Source organism: Merdimmobilis hominis, from assembly GCF_016901855.1.
Lineage (GTDB): Bacteria > Bacillota > Clostridia > Oscillospirales > Ruminococcaceae > Paludihabitans.
Genome location: NZ_JACJKY010000020.1, coordinates 1 through 25029 on the forward strand (window position 1 = coordinate 1; position 25029 = coordinate 25029).

The 25029-nt window shown below is 48.2% G+C and carries 24 protein-coding genes; 11 read left to right on the forward strand and 13 right to left on the reverse strand.

Going from position 1 to position 25029, the window contains the following annotated elements; all coding sequences use genetic code 11:
• Positions 1–419 precede the first annotated feature (419 nt).
• Complete coding sequence (locus tag H6A12_RS10540; RefSeq protein ID WP_204447676.1) at positions 420–944, forward strand: hypothetical protein; 525 nt, start codon at positions 420–422, stop codon at positions 942–944.
• 56 nt (positions 945–1000) lie between these two features.
• Here H6A12_RS10540 and H6A12_RS10545 read toward each other — a convergent pair whose 3' ends face one another.
• The 3 genes from H6A12_RS10545 to H6A12_RS10555 form a co-directional block, all read right to left on the reverse strand.
• Positions 1001–2041, reverse strand: coding sequence for a lysylphosphatidylglycerol synthase transmembrane domain-containing protein (locus tag H6A12_RS10545; protein WP_204447678.1), 1041 nt, complete (start codon positions 2039–2041; stop codon positions 1001–1003).
• 11 nt (positions 2042–2052) lie between these two features.
• Positions 2053–3105, reverse strand: coding sequence for a glycosyltransferase family 4 protein (locus H6A12_RS10550; RefSeq protein ID WP_204447680.1), 1053 nt, complete (start codon positions 3103–3105; stop codon positions 2053–2055).
• 126 nt (positions 3106–3231) lie between these two features.
• Positions 3232–3735 (reverse strand): DNA-deoxyinosine glycosylase, encoded by a 504-nt coding sequence (locus H6A12_RS10555; protein WP_204447682.1) that lies wholly within the window; start codon positions 3733–3735, stop codon positions 3232–3234.
• 160 nt (positions 3736–3895) lie between these two features.
• On the opposite strand from H6A12_RS10555, the gene H6A12_RS10560 reads away from it, so the two are divergent.
• A complete protein-coding gene (locus H6A12_RS10560) occupies positions 3896–4447 on the forward strand; it encodes a TIGR01440 family protein (protein ID WP_204447684.1) in 552 nt (183 codons plus the stop codon).
• A 36-nt stretch (positions 4448–4483) separates the two neighbouring features.
• On the opposite strand, the gene H6A12_RS10565 is transcribed toward H6A12_RS10560, so the two are convergent.
• The 5 genes from H6A12_RS10565 to H6A12_RS10585 all read right to left on the reverse strand — a co-directional run bounded on the left by H6A12_RS10565 (position 4484) and on the right by H6A12_RS10585 (position 10470).
• On the reverse strand, positions 4484–5380 hold the full coding sequence (locus H6A12_RS10565) for a carbon-nitrogen hydrolase family protein (protein ID WP_204447686.1): 897 nt from the start codon (positions 5378–5380) through the stop codon (positions 4484–4486).
• A 92-nt stretch (positions 5381–5472) separates the two neighbouring features.
• The gene (locus tag H6A12_RS10570) at positions 5473–6945 is read right to left on the reverse strand and encodes an L-fucose/L-arabinose isomerase family protein (RefSeq protein WP_204447688.1); all 1473 of its coding nucleotides are present in this window, start codon (positions 6943–6945) and stop codon (positions 5473–5475) included.
• Positions 6946–6972: 27 nt separating this feature from the next.
• A complete protein-coding gene (locus tag H6A12_RS10575; RefSeq protein WP_204447690.1) occupies positions 6973–7611 on the reverse strand; it encodes a DUF4867 family protein in 639 nt (212 codons plus the stop codon).
• Between the two features lie 19 nt (positions 7612–7630).
• Positions 7631–9154, reverse strand: coding sequence for a xylulokinase (gene xylB / locus H6A12_RS10580; RefSeq protein WP_204447691.1), 1524 nt, complete (start codon positions 9152–9154; stop codon positions 7631–7633).
• Between the two features lie 176 nt (positions 9155–9330).
• Positions 9331–10470, reverse strand: coding sequence for an ROK family transcriptional regulator (locus H6A12_RS10585; RefSeq protein ID WP_204447692.1), 1140 nt, complete (start codon positions 10468–10470; stop codon positions 9331–9333).
• Positions 10471–10733: 263 nt separating this feature from the next.
• Between H6A12_RS10585 and metA the strand changes: the two genes are divergently transcribed.
• Positions 10734–11684, forward strand: coding sequence for a homoserine O-acetyltransferase MetA (gene metA, locus H6A12_RS10590; RefSeq protein WP_204447693.1), 951 nt, complete (start codon positions 10734–10736; stop codon positions 11682–11684).
• A gap of 50 nt (positions 11685–11734) precedes the next feature.
• Here the strand turns inward: metA and H6A12_RS10595 are convergent, their stop codons facing one another.
• The 3 genes from H6A12_RS10595 to H6A12_RS10600 form a co-directional block, all read right to left on the reverse strand.
• Positions 11735–13978 (reverse strand): heavy metal translocating P-type ATPase, encoded by a 2244-nt coding sequence (locus tag H6A12_RS10595; RefSeq protein ID WP_345941246.1) that lies wholly within the window; start codon positions 13976–13978, stop codon positions 11735–11737.
• Positions 13979–14188 (reverse strand): heavy-metal-associated domain-containing protein, encoded by a 210-nt coding sequence (locus H6A12_RS13700; RefSeq protein ID WP_345941247.1) that lies wholly within the window; start codon positions 14186–14188, stop codon positions 13979–13981.
• A 108-nt stretch (positions 14189–14296) separates the two neighbouring features.
• Positions 14297–15178 carry a helix-turn-helix domain-containing protein gene (locus H6A12_RS10600; RefSeq protein WP_204447694.1) on the reverse strand — a complete coding sequence of 294 codons (882 nt, stop codon included), beginning with the start codon at positions 15176–15178 and terminating at the stop codon, positions 14297–14299.
• 187 nt (positions 15179–15365) lie between these two features.
• On the opposite strand from H6A12_RS10600, the gene H6A12_RS10605 reads away from it, so the two are divergent.
• The 8 genes from H6A12_RS10605 (at position 15366) to H6A12_RS10640 (ending at position 22917) form a co-directional block, all read left to right on the forward strand.
• Positions 15366–16442, forward strand: coding sequence for a uroporphyrinogen decarboxylase family protein (locus H6A12_RS10605; RefSeq protein ID WP_204447695.1), 1077 nt, complete (start codon positions 15366–15368; stop codon positions 16440–16442).
• A 21-nt stretch (positions 16443–16463) separates the two neighbouring features.
• Entirely contained in the window at positions 16464–16997 is a 534-nt protein-coding gene (locus H6A12_RS10610; protein ID WP_204447697.1) for a DUF2284 domain-containing protein, read from the forward strand.
• 31 nt (positions 16998–17028) lie between these two features.
• Positions 17029–18567: an ASKHA domain-containing protein gene (locus H6A12_RS10615; protein ID WP_204447699.1), complete on the forward strand. Its 1539-nt coding sequence runs from the start codon at positions 17029–17031 to the stop codon at positions 18565–18567.
• Positions 18568–18632: 65 nt separating this feature from the next.
• Positions 18633–19262: a corrinoid protein gene (locus H6A12_RS10620; protein ID WP_204447702.1), complete on the forward strand. Its 630-nt coding sequence runs from the start codon at positions 18633–18635 to the stop codon at positions 19260–19262.
• Between the two features lie 26 nt (positions 19263–19288).
• On the forward strand, positions 19289–20251 hold the full coding sequence (locus H6A12_RS10625) for a uroporphyrinogen decarboxylase family protein (protein WP_204447704.1): 963 nt from the start codon (positions 19289–19291) through the stop codon (positions 20249–20251).
• 35 nt (positions 20252–20286) lie between these two features.
• Positions 20287–20751, forward strand: coding sequence for a uroporphyrinogen decarboxylase family protein (locus H6A12_RS10630; protein ID WP_204447707.1), 465 nt, complete (start codon positions 20287–20289; stop codon positions 20749–20751).
• Between the two features lie 15 nt (positions 20752–20766).
• Positions 20767–21783 carry a uroporphyrinogen decarboxylase family protein gene (locus tag H6A12_RS10635; RefSeq protein WP_204447709.1) on the forward strand — a complete coding sequence of 339 codons (1017 nt, stop codon included), beginning with the start codon at positions 20767–20769 and terminating at the stop codon, positions 21781–21783.
• Between the two features lie 21 nt (positions 21784–21804).
• The gene (locus H6A12_RS10640) at positions 21805–22917 is read left to right on the forward strand and encodes a hypothetical protein (protein WP_204447711.1); all 1113 of its coding nucleotides are present in this window, start codon (positions 21805–21807) and stop codon (positions 22915–22917) included.
• 61 nt (positions 22918–22978) lie between these two features.
• Here the strand turns inward: H6A12_RS10640 and H6A12_RS10645 are convergent, their stop codons facing one another.
• Together H6A12_RS10645 and H6A12_RS10650 are read right to left on the reverse strand one after the other, a co-directional pair.
• The gene (locus tag H6A12_RS10645; RefSeq protein ID WP_204447712.1) at positions 22979–23749 is read right to left on the reverse strand and encodes a putative ABC transporter permease; all 771 of its coding nucleotides are present in this window, start codon (positions 23747–23749) and stop codon (positions 22979–22981) included.
• Positions 23737–25026, reverse strand: a complete 1290-nt coding sequence (locus tag H6A12_RS10650; protein ID WP_204447713.1) for a 2-hydroxyacyl-CoA dehydratase — start codon at positions 25024–25026, stop codon at positions 23737–23739. Before H6A12_RS10650 ends, H6A12_RS10645 begins: the two co-directional genes overlap by 13 nt.
• Between the last annotated feature and the right edge of the window lie 3 nt (positions 25027–25029).

Below are 25029 nucleotides of genomic sequence, written 5' to 3' on the forward strand. Positions count from 1 at the left end.
TAGAGCACCTGACTGTTAATCAGGGTGTCACTGGTTCGAGTCCAGTTGGGGGAGCCACCAGACTAAGTCTGGACGTAATTCGCGTCTGGACTTAGTTTTTTTATTTTAACGAGATGCTCGCGTCGGGAGCGAAGAAAGAAGCATCGACGCGGAATAGATAATTTCCTTTTGTTCGTGATCTTCGGACGCGAGGAAATCGAGCTTAGCCCGCGCGTCCGGACTTAGTTTTTTTATTTTAATGAGATGCTCGCATCGGGGATGACAGAGGAAATCGGACTTAGTCCGCGCGAAACGCCCACCGCAGGTGCGGGTGTGCCCGCGCGGGTACGTGTGTTTAAATTTCGCCGCCTGTAGCACGTTTGCGTTATTCTTGATTCGATATAATATTTATGCTACAATACGTTCAGGCGGTGATATAGATGAGATTTAAGACTAAATTGAATTTAAAGTTTTATATTGTTTCTCTTCTTCTATTGGGCATCGTTCTATTGGGATGGTATGGTCTGTATTTTTTGAATACAAATAAAATCTTAATGGAAGATAATATGCCGATGGATGCTCAAACTAAAATAATGTTTACGATTGTAATTGGTGCAGTTGTATTATCATGGACATTTTCTTTATTTACATTGATAAGGCAAGCAATATTGGGTTACGCTTTTGTGATAGATGAAAACGGAATTCATGCCACAGCAACGGTGAGGAATGTGTTGGCTTTTATTTTTGTTGTACCGATCAGAACGATCCCGTTTTCAGCAATCGAAAAAGTATCGGAAGATCACGAAACTTTGATCTTACATATTGATAAAACCAAAATAGACATAATTCCGTTTTTGCGGACTTTTGCAAGAAAAAAATATCATTTATTTTCTGGATTTACGGTAGAAAAACAAAACGTTATCAAAGGTGAAATCGAAAAATATATTATAAATAAAATGAACTGACTTCGTCTTGTTCCTATAGAAAAACGGCACAACAATCAGCTGTGCCGTTTTTATGTTTAGGTTGTCGAGCAAGAAGGTGTCCCTTTGCTGCCTTTCATTTTTCTCAGTGCAAATACAAACACACAAAGACCAACAATGATTGGCAGATAGAATGTCAGCAACCGCCACAATAATAGAATCAAATTGATGAGTGACGTATCTTTGAAAAAGGAAGAAAAGAATGTATAGAAGCTGTATTCCGCGCCGCCAGATGCACCCGGAAGCGGAACAAACGATGAAATCATCGTCACAAATGACAGTGCACAGATTACAAGGGTAGGCGACAGCGTGTTAACACGAAATGTTAAACATAAAAAATACGGAATAGAGAACTGCACGGTTAATTGAAGGGCTGTGAGTACGAATGTTGTAATCATCATGCGCAGGTGTTTGCGCAGCAGCAAAAATCCTTCATGAAACTCAGCGAGTTCCTTTGCGACACGGTTTGTGATCTCATCCGGTTTTTTCAGAAGCTTTAATTTGGTTAACAGACGAATCACACCAAATGCAATTTTCTGCGTAAGATTCTTAAAAAAGCAAATGGCGAATAAAAAGAACATCACACCGGTATTGATTAAAAAGCCAATGAAAACAAGATAGCCAAATCCACTGATCTGAGAAGAAAAATATCCCCATTTTGCAACCAATACAACGATGGAGTAGATCGTCAGAACAATTTGATACACAATAAATTTAATCAGCAGACAACTGCTGGAAATTCCAAGCGGGATTCCTGTTTTCGTCATATGATATGCCTGAACAGGCTGACCGCCGCTGGAAAACGGCGTAACGCAGTTAAACAGCTGACCGATCATTGAAGTGGTTACACTGGACCGAAAACGTTGTTTTTTATGGAAGCATCGTACAATCAAATGAAAGACACTACTTTCTAAAAGCCAAAACAAAATCATCAAAAGCAGCGCAACGAACAGCCATCCGAGATTTGCGATTTTAAACGTCCGTATAATGGTGTCCCATCCTGTTGACCAAATGACGTATCCAACCAGTGCGATCAAGAAGATCCCAAGAAAAATCAGATTTCTCTTTTTAAGTTCCATAATACTCCTCTCTATTTTGTGTGAGCCTGTTTTTTAGATTGTTCATCCATCACACGCGTGTAAAACGCATCCCACATGGAAAGAACGTGCTCCCGATTGTAGAAGAGATGTCCACGCCAAGCGTCTGCTTGCGCCTTTTCATAAAATGCAGGATCAGTTGCAAGGCGTTTTAATGCACGGACAAATCCGTCCAAATCCGGCTCTTTGACATAATAATTAAATAAAATTGCTTCATAGATGGGGATGTCACGCAGAAGGAGCAGAATGTTGCAATTCATTGCTTCAAGAATTGTCATGGGGAACAGTTCCTCAAACGAAGGCAAAAACATCACATCACCAAGATTATAAATGGTATTCATTTCATCACGAGCGACAATGCCCGGAAATACAAGATTTTTCGGTGGATTTGCAACGATTTTTTCAATTTCAGCGTATCCGTCGGTGATTTTTCCAAACGAAAAGCCACCTGCCCATAAAAATTGAATGTCAGGAAGGCGTTTTGCGCATTCTACAAAGTCAAAGACACCTTTGCGTGTTTGAAGCTGACCGGCGCAAACGACTGTGAATTTGTTTGGATCTAAGCCGTATTTTTGACGGGCTGCTGTCTTTTCTTCTTTGGAAAACGGGAAAAAATCGTTTTCATTCACAAAATTCGGAATGTATGTAACCTTGCTGCGGTCAATGCCATATGCGGCAAGACGGTCGATGAAGTACGGGTTGACGGTTACAAGATAATCCATACGGCCATAAAAGGACAGCAGATATTTATAAAACACTTTTTTAAAGAGCTTCGGCAATTTTAAACTCTGCTCCAGCGTTTCCGGTAAAAAGTGAACATAGCCAACCGTGCTGCCTTTTCGCTTTGCGCGTGAGATGGAGAGATAGAATGGAAAATTCACCGTATGATAATGATTGATGTTTCCGGGCTTTTTGGAATTATATGTGACATAAAAACGATCAGATAATCCATTTTCAACCAAAGCAACTTGTTCTTTATATGCAGAAGCCACGCCTTGACCTTGAACAGAATCTGCACGAGACATCATGTTGATGCAATATTTCATTAAGTAAATTCCTTTCGTTTTTTACTTGCTAAATATTAACAAAATACGTATCAATAACAGAGGTTCTATATATTATAATACGATATTCCCCCTATAAAGTCAAGGAAAAGGGGGAAAACGAAACGATTACAGCAAAATTGTATGCAATGCACTCCTATAAACATCACATAACCGTTCAAGTGTATAATATCGGCAGTTTGCTGGACTTGTGGATGGCAGTTCAATGGCTTCACGCTTTGTCTGCGGCAGACAATATTTTTTATAGAGCGCTGCCGCTTTTTTTCCTGTCGTAAAGATTGCGCGAATATCCGCGTGATTGAGAATGATCGATAAATCATTCGCCACAGGGTCTTTGATGCTTTGATCATCCGCACCGCGAATGGTGCAGGAGGCCAGCACATCCCATAGCGCAATCCCGTGTGAAAGTGCAAAATTGCGCCGTTGTTCTGTTGTCTGCGGGATTTCTTCACCGAACACGGCAGCCAACACCGGCCAGAAGCGGTTTTGCGGATGCGCATAATAAAATCCTTTTTCACGTGATTTCGGCGACGGGATTGTCCCCAAAAACAACACGCGTGATTGTTTGTCGAAAACGGGAGCCAGTTCATGCAGTACAGTATTTGAATCCATCCAATGCGCTCCTTCCGTGTTGCAGTCCCTTTTTTCGCTGACAGCTTGTTTATCAATATTATACCGCGTTTGTATATGCGTGTGCAAGCGCTGCAGTGTTGATTTTTGGCGGTGAGAGGATTATACTTGACTTAACGGAAAAACGGGAGGCATAAAAACAATGGAAGAACAAATCAGAAGAGAAGCTGCCGCTGCGGTACAGGAACTCATTGATACCGCACACTTAAAAAGCGGACAGATTCTGGTGGTTGGCTGCTCGTCGAGTGAAATTGTCGGTGAGCGGATCGGTTCACATTCGAGCGTCGATGCGGCGGGTGCAGTTGTGGCTGCGATTTTGCCGATTTTAAAGGAACATGGGATTTACCTTGCGGCACAGTGCTGTGAGCATTTGAATCGTGCGCTGATCGTGGAACAAGCGTGTGCAGATGCATATGGCCTTGAATGCGTAAACGTCGTGCCACAGCCAAAAGCAGGCGGATCGTTTGCAACGGCAGTCTATGCGTCGTTTAAATCTCCTGCCGCAGTGGAGTCGATTCGTGCACATGCAGGTATTGATATCGGCGATACGCTGATCGGCATGCATTTGCGTGCAGTTGCGGTGCCTGTGCGGCTGTCAGTGAAGCAAATCGGAGAAGCACACGTCACAGCGGCACGTACAAGGCTTAAATGTATCGGCGGCATTCGTGCACACTATGATGAATCGCTGATGTAAACAAAGACAGCCATCCGAAAACGGATGGCTGTTTTTTTAATGTTCCCGCAGAAACGGCGGAGAGATTTCGGTTGAAAGCAATGGCGCGTATACGTCCGGGCGGCGGAATGTGTTGCCCATCATTTCGTTTTCGCGGTAGGCACGCAGCGCGTCTAGATCATAATCAGCATATAATATTCCTTCTTCTGTTTCGCTTGCCAGACATAAGGTCGGATCAACAGCATTCGTATCGTCTTTCCACTGAATTGGGCTGTATGCGCACGAGCATCCGGCACCTGCACCCGGTGGATTTGCCATGATAACCCCCACCATGTTTTCATACGCACGGACACATAATGTACGCAGCCGCGGTGCCATGATGGTGCAGTCATTGGGAACAACGATCAATTCTGCGCCTTTGAGCATCAAAATGCGTGCACTTTCAGGATATTCGCGGTCATAACAGATCATCGCGCCGATTTTCACGCCGTCTATTTCGCCGACGAAAAATTCATTTCCCGGTTCGATCATTTTTTCAAAGGAAAACGCACAGGTATGCACTTTGTGATATACAAACTGGATTTCTCCGTTTTTGTCAATGAGCATCGCTGTGTTATGGGGACGCTCTGTGCCTTTTGTCAGTGCAGTGATGAGTACGCCGATTCGATGCGTTTTCGCGGCATGGCGAATCGTTTGGAAAGCATCGCCGGTGAGTGAAAGCGCTTGTGCTTTCCATGATTGATAGGCGGGGGATGTCTGTAAAACTAAGAAGGGAAGTGTTTCATCAACTTCGGGAAACGCGTATCCGGTTAAAAAGCATTCAGGAAACAGAACAAGATCCGCGCGGTTTGACGCTGCTTCCTTAATCATTTGTAATGCGGAGTGTGTATTCTGTTTAACAGCAAACGGGGTGCTTTTTTGCTGTACAATCCCGATGCGAAATGACTTTTCCAATGCACTTACCTCCTTTTTCCTTATTATAACGAAAAAGAAAAAGCCATGCAATCCCCAAAGGATTGCATGGCTTTTTTAAAAATTCTTATTGATTAGCAGAACGGGTTCTCGTTCGGATACGGCAGAGATTTCGGACGGTTATATGCGATGTCCGCAATGCCCAAGAAGTTGAACAGCGAGAACAGTGCTTTGCCGCAGTGCGAGAATGCAACTGCACCGTGGTGCGGATACTGTTTCTCTACGAGCACATAGCGGTAGAAACGATCCATTTCCGGAATTGCAAACACGCCGATGCTGCCGAAGCTGCGGGATGCGACGTCGAGTGTCTGACCCTGTGCGATATATGCTTTCAGTTCGCCCGAAGCAGTGCCCTGCAGACGGAAGAACGTGATATCGCTTGCAGCGATGTCGCCTTCCATGGTGCCGCGGGTGATATCCGGCTCTGCTTTTTCCGGTTCGAGCTGACGTTTCATGATGAGCTGGTAGCCCATATGCGGGTTTTTCAAACGGCATGCCGGTGTATTGCCGCAGTGGAAGCCCATGAATGTTTCATCCAGGCGGAAGTCATAGCGGCCTTTGATGTCCTCATCATAGATGGAAGCCGGTACGCTGTTGTTGATGTCGAGCAGTGTGACCGATTCGCCGGTGACACAGATGCCGATGTATTCGCTGAGTGCGCCGAAGATGTCGACCTCACAGCTGACCGGAATGCCTCTTTCGGTCAGGCGGCTGTTGACATAGCACGGAACGAAGCCAAACTCGGTCTGGAATGCCGGCCAGCATTTGTTTGCAAATGCGACATAGTCACGGGTGCCTTTGTGTTCTTCTGCCCAGTCGAGGAGTGTGAGCTCATACTGTGCCAAACGCGGCAGAACGCCTTTATACGGATTGTTTTCGCCGAGTTCAGCTGCCATTTCTGCCATGAGCGCCGGAATGCGTTCGTCATTTGCGTGTGCGCGGTAGGAAACGAGCAGGTCGAGCTCAGAGTTTTCCTCTACCTCAACGCCCAGGTCAAACAGCGGTTTGATCGGTGCGTTGCAAGCGAAAAAGTCGCTCGGACGCGGACCGAAGGTGATGATTTTGAGCGAACGCAGGCCGAGCAGTGCAGTTGCAACCGGAACAAACTCTGCGATCATTTTTGCGATATCGGAAGCGGTTCCAACCGGATACGGCGGAATGAATGCTTTGATGTTGCGCAGACCTAAGTTGTACGAGCAGTTGAGCATACCGCAGTATGCGTCGCCGCGGCCGTTGATCATGTCGCCGTCGCCCTCAGCGGCAGCCACATACATTACAGGACCGTCAAAATACTGTGCAAGCATCGTTTCCGGTGTTTCCGGACCGAAGTTGCCCAGATAGACGCACAGTGCGTTGACACCGTTTGCTTTCACGTCTTCGATTGCTTTTTTGACGTCTGCTTCGGTTTCAACAGTAACCGGGCAGTCGTACAGTTCGCCGTCATACGCGTTTGCGATTGCATGGCGGCGGCGCTCAGAGAGCGAGATCGGGAAACATCCGCGGCTTACGGAGATGATTCCCATTTTGACAGCAGGAATGTTGTTCATTGTAAAGACTCCTTTATGTATTAGATTTTAAATTAAGCGGTCAATGTTGATATTGTCGCCGGTCAGACCCACATAAGCACCCGATTTGACTTCCGGTGCATCTTCGTGTGCAATGAGCCATTTGTTTTTTGCAAACAGCAGGCGGTCTTCGCCTTCGTCACTGCCGATTTCCGGTTTTGCTTCGTTTGTGCCTTTCGGCAGAATCACAGCAACGCGGAAGCCTGCACCTTTATACGCACTGCACGGCGCATAGTGGAGCGTTGTTGCATACAGCTCAACAAGTGTGCCTGCCGGAACACAGAATGCATGAACATTCGAGGTGGACAGCTTTCCGTCTTTGATTTCGTCCTGTTTTGCGAGCAGCAGTACGATATCGTCAGCAGCAGCGTTTAACTCGCTGTCGCGGTGATATTCGACACAGTTGAGCATGGTATTGGTACCGTTGCAGTAGCCGATCTGAATCGGCATACCGCCATAAAAACGGGTTTGCAGTGCATCAAACAGCGGCAGTGCTTCAAGCGTCTTGTCGGACGGTACGTAGATCACGCCGTCTGACGGACAGTCGGTTGTTTCTTTTAAGAAAGCGAACAGGGCAGCGGTATCATAGCCTTTGATGACGCGGCCATACGCATTAAACGCTTCGTCAAATACGGAATAAAGTTTCATGTTGGATCATCCTTTCTTCTTACAGGGAAGCAAGTGCTTTGTAAGAATCTTTGAGCGCGGGATAAAGACTGCGGTAGACCGCGTAGAAATGCTCATATGCTTCGTGTGCACAAAGATCCGGAAGCTGCGGCTCGTTTGTGCGGATCACTTTGCGGCATGCTTCTTCGACCGATGGATACAATCCGCAGCCGACACCTGCCAAAATTGCAACACCGAGCGCCGGACCCTCTTTGGAAGCAACCGTTTTAACCGGGCAGCCATAGAGATCTGCAAGCATCTGCCGCCACAGCGGACTGGTTCCGCCGCCGCCGCAGGCGAGCATCTCGTTTGACACAACGCCCATTTCTTTTAACACTTCCATGCAGTCGCGCAGGGAGTAGGAAACACCCTCCATAACGGCACGAATCATATCGCGTTTTGTGTGGATCGCAGACAGACCGAAGAATACGCCGCGGCAGTTTGCGTCAAGGTGCGGTGTGCGTTCGCCCATCAGATACGGCAAAAACAAGAGCTTGTTTGCGCCGATCGGTACGTTTGCAGCCTCTTTATCCATCAGATAGTACGGGTCAACACCCATCTGTTTTGCGGTTTCCATTTCTGCGGTGCAGAAGTTGTTCCGAAACCACGAGAGCGACAGTCCGGCGCTCTGTGTAACGCCCATTACATGCCAGCAGCCCGGAACAGCACAGCAGAAGGTATGCACGCGGCCTTTCGGGTCAATCACCATATTGGAGGTGTGTGCAAACACAACGCCTGATGTACCGATTGTGGTGAATGCTTTGCCGTCCTCGACAACGCCGGTACCGACTGCGGCTGCGGCATTGTCGCCTGCACCGCCGACAACCGGTGTGCCGGCACAAAGTCCGGTGAGTGCAGCGATTTCCTCGGTCACATAGCCGGTCACTTCCGGCGACTCATAAACTTTCGGCAGCCACGACGGATCGATCGACAGTTTGCTGACGACTTCTTCACTCCAGCAGCGGTTTTTCACGTCGAGCAGGTTCATGCCCGAAGCGTCGGAAACCTCTGTTGCAAATACGCCGGTCAGTTTGTAGCGGATGTAGTCTTTCGGCAGCAAAATATGCGCACATTTTGCATAAAGCTCCGGTTCATGTTTTCTGACCCAGAGGATTTTTCCGGCGGTAAAGCCGGGCAATGCCGGGTTTGCAGTCAGTTCGATCAAACGCTCTGCACCGATGGTTTCCGTGATTTCGGCGCATTCCTCCGTGGTACGGCCGTCGCACCACAGAATGCTCTTGCGCAAAACAGTGCCCGAAGCATCGAGCATAACGAGTCCGTGCATCTGACCGGAAAGACCGATGCCTTTGATCGATTCCGGCGAAACACCGCTTGTTTCGATGACGGTGCGGATGGTTTGTACGCTTGCGCGGTACCAATCGTCCGGATCTTGCTCCGCCCAGCCGTTTTGCGGCTGATACAGCGGATATTCGACGGTGGAGGAGGCAAGCGGGGTGCCGTTTTCGTCAAAGAGAACAGTTTTGGTACCGGAGGTACCGATGTCAATGCCAAGCAGACAGTTCATATTGGCAGCACTCCTTTATTGTAAAAAATCCTTGTGATGTTTTCGTGCGCTTCGCGAAAAACATCTTTGTTATTTTCCATAGTAAACGGGAATGAGCACTTTGTCAATAAAAATTTGTGCCCGAACACGCATTGTAACACTTCTTAACTGCAAAAAGACGAAGCATGTCTTATTTTTCAGGTGTCTTCAAGAATCCGCTGAATCCAGCGAAGTGCCGCACCGGTGCAGTTTGTGAGCGAATGCAGCTTGCTCAAAGACAAAAAGTGGTGATTGGAGCCCGGCAGAATATGCGCGTTTACTTTTTCGGTGAGCTGATCCATATAGGGCGCCAAAACAGAAGCGATTTGACCGCCGATAATAATGTCGCAGTCAAGCACCGTATAAATGGAGGAAATTCCGATTGCCAGATCGGACAGATACGTATCCAATCGTTCACAGCATGCCGTGTCGCCGTTTTCCACACGGGCTAAAAATTCCTCGACTGTAATGGAAAAGTCAGACGAGATTCGATCGGTCGAACAATATGCTTCCAGACATCCTTTTTTGCTGCAGGCGCAGACGAGCGCATCGTTTTGCGGATGAATGCACAAATGTCCGAATTCCGCAGCGCGTCTGGTCATGCCTTCATACGGCTCGCCGTTAAAAAAGCAAGCGCCGCCGATCCCCTTGCCGACCGAGAGATATGCCATTGTTTTTTTGTCGTTTAAGCCAAACAGCTCAGCAAAACCGCCGGCACTCGCGTCATTGTCAAACAGGCAGGGATATGGGATCACATCTGAAAAACGGGACAGCGGGTAATGCGAAACACCGAGTGAAGGAGCCATTTCCAGTGTTTTCGAATCGGGACTGATGATGCCCGGCAGTGAAATGCCCACACCGAGGATGCGGCTGCGGTCGACGTTGTTTTGGGTCAAAAAGGTTTCAAGGCTTGAAGAAAGTGTTTCAAAATAGGAGTCTGTGTCAGTGAATCGGCGGATTACGCGCGAAGAGCCGATGCGCTGTCCCAACAAATTGAGTGCAATGAACCGAATGGCGCTTGCGCTGATCTCAATGCCAATTGCGGCAAACGCACGGTAAGCCAGCGCAATAATCGTGGGGCGGCGTCCGCCTGTTGAGCTGAATGTACCTGCAAACTCAATCAGTCCCTCGGCATGCAGTTCTTTTAAATTTTGATTGACAGTCGGAAGGCTTAATGAAAGTGTGGTTGCAATTTCCTGACGGGAGATTTCACGTTCTGAATAAATCAGACGGAAAATTCTGTTTCTGTTTTTGCGGCGCAAATGGTACATGGCCGTTTGATTCTCATCATGTTTCATTTTAGTCACCACTTTTATAAAAGCTTAAATTTCGTGTTCATTATAGCACATTTCGTATGTTTTGAAAACAGCTTTTCAACAAGAAACGAAAAGAATTTACAGGAACCTCACAAAAGATATCGCTTTTCAAAAGGCGGTGTCAGTCAAAACCGTTGTTTCTGCCGGTAAACGCTTGACGGAATCGCGCTTTTTCTGATATCATGAAACAAGACAATTTTGCGTCTATTTTTGCTTCAAAGGAATGAAGGAGGAGCTTTTTTATCATGCCGATTAAAATATCCGACAGCTTACCGGCACGTGCAGTGCTCGAACAGGAGCATATTTTTGTAATGACTGAATATCGGGCGCTTCATCAGGATATCCGCCCGTTAAAAATATGTATTTTAAATTTGATGCCGACAAAGATTGTGACCGAAACACAGCTTCTGCGCTGTCTTGCAAATACACCGCTTCAAATTGAGGTGGATCTGCTTCAGACAAAAAGCCATGTTTCCACGCACACGCCGGAGGATCATCTGCTTTCGTTTTATCAGACATTTGACGATGTCAAAGATCGGTTTTATGACGGCATGATCATCACCGGTGCGCCGGTTGAGCATCTGGCGTTTGAGGAAGTGGAATACTGGGAGGAACTGTGCCGCATTATGGAGTGGACGAAAACGAATGTCCAGTCGGTATTTCATATTTGCTGGGCGGCACAGGCAGCGCTTTACTATCATTATGGCGTGAAAAAATATCCGCTTGCAAAAAAACTGTCCGGCATTTTTACGCATCAGATGCGCACACCGAAATCGAGATTGTTCCGCGGCTTTGACGATACGTTTTTGGCGCCGCATTCCCGCCATACAGAGGTGCGTGCGGAAGACATCGAGAAAATTGAGGCCCTCAAGATCATGTCCGTTTCCGATGAAGCAGGCGTTCATATTGTCTGCGATCAGGACGGCAGACAGTTTTTCGTCACCGGTCATTCGGAGTATGATGCAGAAACGATTCGGTTAGAATATGAGCGCGACCTTCAGAAAGGATTGAATCCTGACATTCCGAAACACTATTTTCCGGATGATGATCCCACCAAAGCGCCGAAAAATATGTGGCGTTCGCATGCGCACCTGCTTTATACAAACTGGCTCAACTATTTTGTGTATCAGACCACGCCGTATGACATTGAAGCGTCACATGCGCCGACATTTTCAAAAACAGAACATGCAGAATGAATAAAAAACGCAGTCCTTATAAAAAGGGCTGCGTTTTTTATACGGTTCGATCAGTTAAGATCGTCTTTTTTGAGTTTCATATAGTTTAAGCGAAGTGCATTGGTGACAACCGATACGCTCGAAAGGCTCATTGCAGCCGCCGCAATCATCGGGTTTAGCAGCACGCCGAACACCGGGTACAGTACACCTGCCGCAATCGGAATGCCTAATACGTTATAGCCGAATGCCCAGAACAGATTCTGTTTGATATTGCGCATTGTCATGTGACTTAACCGAATGGCCGTTACAACGTCGCGCAGATCATTTTTCACCAAGACAATATCTGCCGATTCAATCGCAACGTCTGTGCCGGAACCGACTGCAATGCCGACATCTGCCGTTGTGAGAGCAGGGGCATCGTTGATGCCGTCGCCCACCATGCAGACAAGATGATGTCTGTCTGTCTGGTATTGTTTGATGGTAGCCGCTTTTGTGTCAGGAAGCATCTGTGCGTGAACAAGATCGATTCCTGCCTGGTCGGCAATCGCGCGGGCGGTTTTTTCGTTGTCGCCTGTGAGCATTACCGTGCGGATTCCCATGTTGTGGAGTGCACGGATTGCACGGACACTTGTCGGTTTGATCGGATCCGTGACAGCCAGAATGCCGCACAGAGCACCGTCTGCACTTACAAGAATCGGTGTTTTTCCCTGTTGTGCAAATGTCTGTGCCTGCGCAGGCATCGGGATTTGCAGATAGGAAGGGGTACCGATTTTTACAAATACGCCGTCGATCATACCTTCAATGCCGTTTCCGACGACCGCCTGAAACTGTGTCACTTCCTTGAGCGGCACACCGCGATTCTGTGCAAACGATACGACTGCCTGTGCGAGCGGGTGTTCACTTGCCTGTTCCAGTGAAGCGGCAAGCGTTAACACGGTGTCCTCCGGCATGGAAACCGGTAAGAAGTCGCTGACAGTCGGCGCACCCTCGGTAATCGTTCCCGTTTTATCGAACAGGACCGTTTTGATATGGTGCGTTTGCTGCAAAGCGGCGGCGTTTTTAAACAGTACACCGTTCGCCGCACCTTTTCCGGTGCCCACGATGATGGCAGTCGGCGTTGCAAGTCCGAGCGCACACGGGCAGGCAATGACGAGCACGGAGATGAACACCTGCATCGAAAATGCGAAATCCCATTTGACAAAGAACCAAATGACTGCCGCGAGCAGTGCGATCGACATGACCACCGGCGTAAACCATCCGGAAATCACATCTGCCAAATGTGCAATCGGCGCTTTGGAGCCGGCGGCATCCTCTACCATCTGGACAATGCGGGCCAGTGCGGTGTCCTCACCGATACGTTCCGCTGTATAGACGATACTGCCGGTCTGGTTGATTGTCGCACCGTATACGCGGTCGCCGGGCAGTTTTTCAACCGGCAGGCTCTCGCCGGTCAGCATGCTTTCGTCAATCGATGTTTGACCTGAAACAACCGTGCCGTCCACCGGCAAGCTTTCGCCCGGACGAATCAGTACGCTGTCGCCAAGCTTCACGTCCGAAGCGTCAATCGTGACAGGCTCGCCGTTTCTTAAAACGGTTGCGGTTTTCGGCGCAAGTGACATCAGTGCACGAATGGCTTCGCCTGTTTTTCCGCGGCTTCTCGATTCCAAGAATTTTCCGAGCAGAATCAGCGCGATGATGACACCGGCACTCTCAAAATAGAGCCGGTGTGCCGCATGCATATCGCCCAAAGCAATCAGCACTGTCGAATAGAGGCTGTAGCCGAGCGCCGCCGTCGTTGATACGGCAACAAGGCTGTCCATATTCGGCGCTAATCGGAACAGTGCGGCGTATCCGCGGGTATAAAATCCGAATCCCGCAATCAGAATCGGAATGAGCAGGATGATCTGTGTCACGGCAAACAGCAGCGGGTTGTTGTCCGGCAGCAAAAATGAGGGATACAGCCGGTCGAGCAGCGGAACCATCGGCGCCATCGCCGTATAGAGAAGCAGTGCGCCGAATACAACGGAAATAATCATGCGGCGTTTTTTGTCGGCTGTTTCCTTTTCTTTGCTGATGCGTTCCAGTTCAGCCGCTTTTGCCCGATCAATCATTTCGTATCCGGCCGCTTTGACTGCCTGTGCAAGCTGTTCTTTGGATACTTCGTTCGGGTTATAGTCAATCGTTGCACGCTCGGTCGCAATGTTAACCTGTGCGTCCAAAACGCCGTGTGTTTTGTTGAGCGCGCGTTCGACATTAGCGGCACAGGCGGCACACATCATACCGCCGATTTTGCAAGTCAGTTTTTCAGTTTCCATTTACGCCAAAACCTCATAGCCGGTTTCAGTGATCGCGGTACGGATGGTATCGGAAGAAAGAGCGGCTTCTTCATACTTTACGGTGACTTCGCCTTTTTTGGCACTGGCTTTGACGGATTTTACACCATCGAGTGCGCTGAGCGCGTTGGTGACGCGTGCTTCACAGTGTGCGCACATCATGCCTTTGACGGAAAATGTTTCTTTTTTCATTTTGAATCGCTCCTTTATATGTTTAAAATATACTATGTAAGTATATTTCTATTATACCAAGTTCGTATACAAAAAGCAACCCGGTATCTGTACAGATACCGGGAATTTTTATTTGTTTGTGTGTGCCTGCCGATAGGAGAGCGGCGTTGTGCCGGTGAGCTTTCTAAAAATGCGGCTGAAGTAGCAGGGGTCGTGATAGCCGCATGCTTCTGAAATAATTGCCATCGGTTCGTTGGTGTTTGTGAGCATGTGCTGTGCATAGGAGATGCGGACGTGATTGACATAATCGGTAAACGTCTTTCCGTAGAGCCGTTTGAATTTGACCGCGAAATTGCTGTAACTTAAATGGCAGAATTCCAAAGCGGTATCAATCAATGAATCCTCATAAAAATGTGTTGCGATATACTGTAAGAGCATATTGAATTGTTTTGTTTCTTTTTTGGAGATCATATTGCCCGGTACAATCGACGGAAACGGCATGAGCGTGTCGCATAGGACAGACATCAGCATGCATATCGCATGGCGCATTCGGATCTGGAATCCGTGAGAACGCGTTTCCGTTTCGGAAAGCAGGAGATCGAGATAAGGTTGTACATCGGAAAGCGCATGGTTGAATGTCAGACAGCGATAGCCGCTCTCTGTTAAAAACGGGGACCAATACTCCTGCTCGATGTCGAATACTTTTTGCGAAAGAAGCAAAGAGGTATCAAACTTTAAAAGTGCAATTTCGGAACAATCCGCACCGTTTACAAACTCGTGCACCTGCTGCGGATAGATATAGATAATGTCGCCGGGATTGAGCACGAGTGTTTTTCCGCCGATATTGACAAGCTCTCTTCCTTTGTATACAAACACCATTTCACAGCAGAAATGCCAGTGCATAAGCGAGGTGCTGTCTTTTACAGGATTGACAGAGTGATAGCACTCGATTGGATAGTTCGGAATCTGGTTTGTTGATTCGGGATTTTCAAGAAAAATGGACTCTGGCACAAAAATCACTCCGTTCAAAAAAGAATAGTCCAAAAATCAAAGATGTATATACATAGAATTTCGTGTGAAAGTTGCTATAATGAAGACAAAACAGACGGTCGGTTTTAAAGAAACAGTACGAAATTTTGTCAAAACACTTTTCTCTATTATATGAGCAAACGAGAAAAGAAACAAGAGGTGTTTTTAAATGGAAATTATCCGCTACAAAGATTTTGAGCCGGATTACCGCAACATTGTCAAGGTTGCAAACAATGAATGGGTGGATCGTGTTCCGCTTTACGAGCACTTGGTCGGCGAAAAAGTGATTCGTGAAACAACGGGCACACGGCCGTTTGACTTAATGTTTTCCAAAGATATGGCAGAGAGCCGCGAGGGCTTCCGTCAATATTGGGACTTTTTTAAACAGATGGGCTATGACACGGCTTCGATGGAGTTTTCAAGCTGCGGCATTTTGATCGACGGCGGCGCACTCGGCGCACACAAAGAAGGCGTCATCAAAACGCGCGAGGATTTTGAAAAATATCCGTTTGACGAGCTGCCGACACGCTTTTTTGACGCGTATGCGCCGTATATGCGCAATTTTGCTGAAACCTGCCCGGCAGGAATGAAAGCAATCGGCGGTGTAGGCAACGGTTTGTTTGAAACAGTGCAGGATCTGGTCGGTTACATGGATCTTTGCTTTATGAAAAGCGACAACGAAGAACTGTATGCCGATTTGTTCAAAAAACTCGGTGATGTGCATGCACAGATCTGGAAACGATTCCTCGATGAATTTTCCGATGTGTTCTGTGTCTGCCGGTTCGGCGACGACTTGGGCTTCAACACCATGACGCTGCTGTCTACCGAAGATATTCGTGCGCACATCCTGCCGCAGTACCGCCGGATCACCGATATGGTGCATGCAAAAGGAAAACCGTTTTTGCTGCATTCGTGCGGAAATCTGTTTAAAGTATTCGATTCGATTATTTCCGAAGCAAACATCAACGCAAAACATTCAAACGAAGACGGTATTGCACATTTCTCTGTTTGGGTCGAAAAATACGGCGACAAAATCGGCAACTTCGGCGGTATTGATACCGACGTACTGTGCCGCAAAACATCGCAGGAAATCCGCGAATATGTGCTTGACTGCTTAGAGCGTGTCAAAGGTCACGGCGGTATTGCATTCGGTTCGGGCAACTCGATTCCTGATTATGTTCCGACCGAAGGATATCTTGCGATGGTGGATACCGTTCGTGAATGGCGCGGCGACAAACGCGCATAAGAAAAAAGAGGCGAAACATTTATGGATTACAGCAAACTGGTTCAAATTGTAAAAGAAATCGGCTTCACCGATGCGGCACTCATTTCTCCAAGCGATCTTAAGCCGCTTACTGAAGTGCGGAATATGTGCGCAGTGGATCGCTGCGGTGCATACGGCAGAAAATGGAGCTGTCCGCCGTACTGCGGTACACTTGAGGAGTGCACCGACCGGATTCAGTCCCGTACACAGGGTGTTGTGATGATTTCTGTTACAAAGCTTGAAGATTCCTTTGATTTAGAGGGAATGGAGGCTGCGGGAAAAGCGCATCAGAAGCTGTTTGCAAAGGCGGCGGACGAACTGCGCAAAGAGTTCCCGGATCTGTTGCCGCTTGGCGCAGGCGGATGCACCACCTGTGAAACGTGCACCTGCCCGGATGCACCGTGCCGTTTTCCGGAAAAGCTTGTCGTTCCGATGGAGGCATACGGTTTGCTTGTGAGCGATGTATGCAATCGCTGCGGCTTAAAATATTATAACGGCGAAGCAACGGTTACCTATGTTTCGTGCATCGTTGTCTGAGCGTTAACCAATCTATTCCGGAGGAACATTCATGTTTATCGCAAAAATTCAAAACGGAGGGACACAAACCACCGCCGAATTTTCAAAGGAAACACTTCTTTCCGATTTTACAGAGCCGTTTTCTGTTCCGATGCCCTGCGGCGGCAATCATACCTGCGGCAAATGCAAGGTGCGTGCTGAAGGCGCGCTTTCTCCGCTGACCGAAGCGGAAAAACGCCGATTGACAAAAGAAGAGATTGCTTCCGGCATTCGCATGGCTTGTGCGGCATCGGCAGTCGGAGATTGTACCATTACCATTTTGCAGAGCAAACAGGATGATCGTTCTGTGATGCTTGACGGCACCAAAAAGACGGTTGCGCAAGAGGGAATTGGCATTGCGGTCGATATCGGAACAACGACGATTGCAGTTTACACCTATCAAAACGGCGAGCGGGTTCGTGCGATTGGCGAGCACAACAAGCAAGGTGCGTTCGGTGCGGATGTCATTACACGTATCGGTGTAAATGAGCCGCAGACACTGCATCAGACGATCGTGTCGCAGATTGACACACTGTTTCATCGTGCGATCGATCAAATTGCAGTACCGAGCGAAGTCAAACGGATTGTCGTCACCGGCAACACAACGATGCTTCACTTTTTCTATGGATATGATCCGGCACCGCTTGCAGTTTCGCCGTTTCGGACGGTTTCGCTCTTTGATGAGGAACAGCCCGCGGCCAAATGGTTTCCTGCATATGAAAATGCAGTGCTTTATCTGCCGCCGTGCATTTCGGCGTATGTGGGTGCCGATATGGTGTGCGCAATGGAAGCAGCTGACTTTTTGAATGGGAAAAAGACAGCACTGCTTGCCGATATCGGCACAAACGGTGAAATGGCACTTGTCCATGACGGACAGCTTGTCACCTGCTCGACAGCGGCAGGACCGGCGCTCGAAGGCGCATGTATCCGCCAGGGAATGCCGGCGGGTGCGGGTGCAATCGACAACGTCTTTTTGAATGCGGACAAGACGATCGGCTATCATGTGATCGGCGAAGAAGCACCGCAGGGACTTTGCGGAAGCGGACTCATCCGGCTGATGGCACTGCTTGTCGAATTAGAAATTGTCGATGAAATGGGCGCAATCAACGAAGAATGCGGCGCATATGAATCGCTCATCGATGAGGATGACGAAGGGCTGCTTGTCCGAATTGGTGACAGCGGCATCATACTGACACAGCGCGATATTCGTCAGATTCAGCTTGCAAAAGCATCGATCTGCGCCGGAATCCTCACCATGCTGCACCACTGTGGTGTTTCAGCTGATGAAGCGGAAACCTTTTATATCTGCGGCGGTTTCGGAAGCTATATTGATCCGAAGGCTGCGGCAACCATTGGATTGATTCCTGCTTCACTGGCAGACTGCGTCAAAGTGCTCGGCAATGCAGCCGGTACAGGCGCTGCCGATCTTTTGAGCGAGCGCGGCCGCGAAAGTGCGCGTTCGATTGCAAAACAGGCACACATCATCGAGCTTTCAGAAAGTCCGTTTTTCATGGATCAGTACGTCGAGCAGATGAGCTTTTATACCGAATAACATCAGCGTGATGCTGAGTTATATATTAACACGAAAAAATTTTTATTCAGAAAGGATCATGTATTATGAGCACAACATTAGTAGAACTGAGCGAATTCCTCCAGAAAGGCAGAGTAAAAAACGTTAAAGAACTCGTCCAGAAAGCACTCGACGAAGGCATTGCACCGAACGTGATTCTGGAAGAAGGCCTGCTGAGCGGTATGTCCGTTGTCGGCGAAAAATTCAAGAAAAACGAAGTATTCGTTCCGGAAGTTTTGATCGCTGCACGTGCAATGAATGCCGGCACCACCATGCTCAAACCGTACCTCGTACAGGAAGGCGTTGAGAGCAAAGGCACCGTTGTCATCGGTACAGTTAAAGGCGACCTGCACGATATCGGCAAAAACATCGTAAAAATGATGATGGAAGGCAAAGGCATGAACGTTATCGATCTGGGTGTTGACGTTTCTGCTGAGCAGTATGTTCAGGCTGCAAAAGAGAACGATGCAGACATCATCGCTTGCTCCACACTGCTGACCACCACCATGGGTGAGATCAAAAACGTTGTTGACCTCGTCAAAAAAGAGGGCATCCGTGCAAAAGTTATGATCGGCGGCGCACCTGTTACTCAGGACTTCTGCGACAGCGTACAGGCAGATTCCTACACACCGGATGCAGCAACCGCAGCTGAAGTTGCAGTTGGTTTCTGCTCGTAATTTAAGAAAAGGGAGGAGACGGAACCATGGCTGATACCCATAAACAACGATTTGAAAAAGCGCTTCGGCGCGAACCGATCATCGGTCATGTTCCGCAGTTTGAACTTGTCTTTTTCCTCACAATGGAAGCGTTTGGGAAGGTACACCCTTCCCATCGTTTTTATGAGCAGTGGAATCAGATGTCTTATGCGGAGCAGAAACTTCACATTGAAGAAATGGCTGATATCTATATCATGACGGCCAAACGCTATAATCATGATGCGATTTTTGTTCATCCGAATCCGGGTGATCTCGAAAACACCAAATGGCTGCTTGAGACAATCCGTGAAAAAACAGGCGATGAGTATTTCCTGATGATGCACGGTGATACAACGGTAAGCATTCCGACCGGCGATGACATGATCGATTTCTCGGTAAGAATGTATGAAGATCCGGACAGCATTCACGATCAGCAGAAACGCTGGCAGGAGGAAGCGTCTAAACGTGCAGCAGCACTTTCGGGTACCGGTTTGCTCGATGGCTTTGCACTCTGCTCGGACTATGCATTCAACGTCAACCCGTTCTTCTCGCCGGACATCTTTGCAGAGCTTGTTGCACCGCATTTGAAAGAATGCATCGATACATACAGAGGTCTCGGCTTCTATACAATCAAACACACCGACGGCAACATCAATCCGATTCTCGATCAGATTGTTGACTGCGGTCCGGATGCGCTGCATTCGATTGATCCGCAGGGTCACATGAACCTGCTCGAAGTCCGCCAAAAATACGGCGACCGTGTCTGCACGATCGGCAACGTCAACTGCGGTCTTTTGCAGACCGGTACAGTGGAAGAGGCGGAAGAAGATGTTCGCCGCTGCATCCGTGAAGGTATGGCAGAGGGATATGGCTTCATTTTCTCTACATCCAACTGTGCATATACCGGACTGCCGCTCGAGCGTTATGAGCTGATGCAGAAAATCTGGCGTGAAGAAGCAATCTACCGTTAAGAGAGAGTAAGGAGAGCAACATTATTCAGGGCGTGATGTTTGATACCTTGTTTGCTTCCGGTACAATTATGTCGAAAGATATGTGGATCGAGATGGAGAGTGACGCAATCAAAGCGCTTGCGGATGTTTGTCATGAACGCGGTGTGCTGGTTATGATTCACAACTGCGGTGAAAAGCCGTATTTTGATGCACAGATTGAAGCAACCAATCCGATTGCGTTCTCCTTCCTGCATCCGCCGGCAGATTGCGCCGATTTTGCAGAATGCAAAGAAAAATACGGCAAGACATTGGGTCTTATCGGCTGTGTGCCGCCGCCGATGGTGGTTACAAGCACCGATGAAGCATGGGTGGAAGAATGCAAACGTCAGATCGACATTTTCGGCAAAGACAGCGGCTATATGCTGGCAACCGGCTGTGAATATCCGTCCGGCTCTGATTTTAGAAAAGCTGAACTGATGGTCGAGGTTGCAAAAACATACACCCCTTATAAAGAAGCGTAAAGGAACGATAGGTTTATGGAACGTACCTCAAGACAGCTTGTATTGGACACGCTGAATTTTAAAAATACAGACGGCCGTGTTCCGCGTCAAATCTGGACACTGCCGTGGGCAGAGTTTACATATCCTGAAATGATGAAAAAAATCCGCGAGGATTTCACATGGGATTTTGACGGCCCGCAGACAACGTATGAAGCACTCCCGAAAACACAGGGCGATCCGTATGAGGTTGGCACCTATGTGGACGAATGGGGCTGCATTTTTACAAACATTCACAAAGGTATTATCGGTGAGGTCAAAGAGCCGATTGTCAAAGATGATGACTGGGAAGATGCGGACAATGTCCATATCCCGGAGGAGTTTTTGACCTTTGATATTGACCAGGTCAACGCGTCGTATCATGCATCGGATAAATTTATGATGGCTGGCTGCTGCCCGCGTCCGTTTGAGCAGCTTCAGTTTATCCGCGGTACCGTCAATCTCTACATGGATTTGATGGACCCGCCGAAGAAAATGCTCGAATTCATGGAGAAAATGCACGACTTTTACTGCCGCCTGCTCACCAAATGGGCACAGACAGACGTCGATGCACTCAATATGATGGACGACTGGGGTTCACAGCAAGCACTGCTGATTAACCCGGCGCTGTGGGATGAGTATTTCCGTCCGATGTACCGCGACTATATCGACATTGCGCACAAACACGGCAAGAAAATGTTCATGCACTCGGACGGCTATACGCTCGACATCATTCCGCGTTTGATTGACATCGGACTCGATGCAATGAACAGCCAGATTTTCTGCATGGGTGTTGATAAATTAAAACAGTTTAAAGGCAAAATCACCTTCTGGGGTGAGATTGACCGTCAGCACTTGATTCCGGAGGGAACACCGGAGCAGATTGAAAACGCCGTCAAGAGCGTTTACGAGAATCTCTGGGACAACGGCGGATGTATCGCACAGTGCGAGTTCGGCCCGGGCGCAAATCCGGACAACGTTTACCGCATCTTCAAAACGTGGGAATCGCTTCGGTAAGAGATACAGGGAGAGCGAAAGATGAACAATCGCGATTTTTTGACGCTGAACCGGCAGATTATCCGCGGCGAAGCAAACGGTAAAGTACTCTGGCAGCCGCGTATCATTTGCTGGTATGCCGATAGACAGTATCGCAATGAGCCGCTGCCTGCACCGTATACCGGTATGAGCATTCGTGAGCTTTATGATGCACTTGACTGCTCGAACCGTATCTATGATTATAACGAAGCAGTGAAACTGATTGAAGATCCGTCGATCAAGCGGTATTCAAAGAAACTGGATGAACTGCGGACACAGCATTTCGTCGAAACACCTGAAGGTACGATCGACTGTATCTTAAAGCGAAACCGTTCAAACTACGGCGAGTTTTTTGAACAATGGTGGGTCGAAGACCAAAAGGACATGGAAGTTCAGATGTACATTGAAGCACATCAGGACTATGTGTTCGACGAGGAAGCATATAACCGGGTTTATGAGATCTGGGGAAACAACGGCTTGGGTTCGATCTATTTCCCGCGCATCAATGTGCAGTCGCTGTTTAACGACACCATGGGTGTTGAAGGCGGTATTTTTGCATTGATGGATATGCCGGACGTCTGCGAAGAATATTTTAAAATCAAGAGCCAGAACCATGACCGTTTCATCAAGATGATTGAAACGAGCAAGTTTGAATGGATCAACTTCGGTGACAACGTGCACTGTGCAACGCTTCCGCCGTCGCTGTTTGAGCAGTATGTACTGCCGGAATATCAGCACCGCAACGAGCTTCTGCACAAGCAGGGACAGTTCACATTTGCGCACTGGGACGGCGATACCAAGGCGATTTTGAAATATGCAAAAGAAACCGGCTTGGACGGCATTGAAGCGGTAACACCGAAGCCGCAGGGCGATGTGACACTCAAGGAAATCAAAGAAGCATTCGGCGATGACGTGTACTTGGTGGACGGCATTGCAGCACTTTTGTTTGATGAGATGTATCCGATTGAGATGCTCAAAGAGCAGACCGAGCAGATTATCGACATGTTTGCAGGACAGCTGATTCTCGGCATTTCGGACGAGATGTCTTCGACAGGCAACATCGACCGGATCAAATATGTCGGCGAGATTGTGGATCGCCACAATGCACGCTGTTAAGTAAAACAGAATATGAAAAATCCGCGTGGGCTTTTGCCAACGCGGATTTTTTTGTCCTGTTTTATTGTTTTTTCTTTCGTACATACGCACGCACAGCAGTTTTGAGTTTTTCCATCGCTTCCGGATATCGCTTGGACTGTATCTGCGGAAATGCGCGCAGAATACGGCGTTCGAGCGCATGTGTATCTGTCTGCATCCGCTCAAGCTGTGCGCGGAGCTCCGCAACAGCGGCGGAAGCCTGTGCATGCTGTTCCTCCCGCATCGTTTTAACCGTTTGATGAAACGATTCTGCAGCGGCTTGCATTTTTTGAATGTGACCGTTGACCCGCAGGAAGGTGTACACGGTGATCAGACAATCGCTGAACAAGATTCCGCATAAAAATCCGCACAACAACCCAAGCTCGAGTGTTGGCAGTGCTTCGATGTACCGTGCAAACAGCGGGTGAATCCATAAATCAAGCACAACGCACAAAAGCCCGAACAATACACTGTTGCGTAAGCATACACGTCCATGCAGATTTAATATCCGCTTCGAATAATCCCACAGCTTCATGTGGAAAATGGTTTCCAACAGCCAGCCGGTCACATATTCGAGTGCACTTGTGACAATGGCGCCCACGAAAAAAATGAGCAGCGGATTGCCGTGGAGCGGCCGCAGTGCGCTCAGCACGAGGAGTGCACCGAATCCGTATACCGGGCAGAGCGGACCGTTTAAAAAGCCGCGGTTGACCAGTTTTTTTGCACCGATCGAACAATAGACGGTTTCACACATCCAGCCTAAGACACTGTAGCAAAAAAAGTACAGTACCCAGCAGACGATCAGATTCCACATGTGTCCTCCTTGCTTGAAAGCTGCTCTTTTGCAACGGCGAGCATCAATTTAATGCGGTTTTCCTGGTTGACACGGGTTGCGCCGGCATCATAGTCGATTGCAACGATGTTTGCCCGCTCGTCGATTTCGCGGATTTTGCGGATCATGCCTTTTCCGCAGATGTGATTCGGCAGACAGCCAAACGGCTGCGTGCAGACGATATTTTCATAGCCCATTTCCACAAGTTCGAGCATCTCCGCTGTCAAAAGCCATCCTTCCCCCATTTTATCACCGTAGCCAATCACGCCTTTGACGAGCGATTTTGTGTGCTGATAAGGTGATGGCGGGATAAACTGCGGCGCCTCCTTGATGCTTTCAATCAAAATGGATTCGAGTGCCTCGCAGTAACGCATCAGCTTGTTGACCACGAAAAATTTGAGTTTACTTCCGCCGTAAAGTTTGATATCCTCTAACCGGTTATCCACTTTAAACAGTGCGAACGACAAAATGCCCGGTAAATTGACTTCGCAGTCCTGTGATGCCAAAAAGTCCTCGAGGTTGTTGTTGCCGAGGCTTGCGTATTTGACGTAGATTTCGCCGACCACGCCGACTTTTACCTTCGGTGTACGGCAAACCGGCACGTTTGCAAAATCCGCCACAATCTGTTTGAGTGTTTCGCGAATTTCCTTTTTGGAGCAGCCTTCGCCTTTGTTTAATTTTTTGACAAGATAGTCGGTCCAGTGATCAACGAGTGCATCCGTTTGACCATCGTTTTGTTCATACGGCTTTGTCTGGTTTTTTAACAGCATCAGAGCGTCACCGTAGACAATCGCGCCGACAGCGCGGCGGATGATCGGCAGTGTGAGCTTAAAGCCCGGGTTTTTCTCCATGCCCGAAAGGTTTACGGAGATGACCGGAACGTGTTCGAGCCCAGCTTTTTTGAGTGCCTTGCGCAAAAGATAAATATAGTTGGACGCACGGCAGCCGCCGCCCGTCTGGGTAATCATCAGCGCCACCTTGTTAAGGTCATATTTTCCGCTCTGAAGCGCGTGAATCAGCTGTCCGATGACTAAAATTGCCGGATAGCAGGTGTCGTTGTGAACATATTTGAGTCCCGTCTGTGCAATTTCCGGGCCGGTTGTCGTGAGCAGTTCCGGGTGATAGCCGAAATGACGGAACACGTTGCCTAAAATCGTGAAGTGAATCGGCGCCATCATCGGAAACAGAAGCGTATATTCACGCTTCATTTCCTTTGTGAACAGCAGCCGTCCTGTTTTATCATAGATCAGTTTTGCCATAGT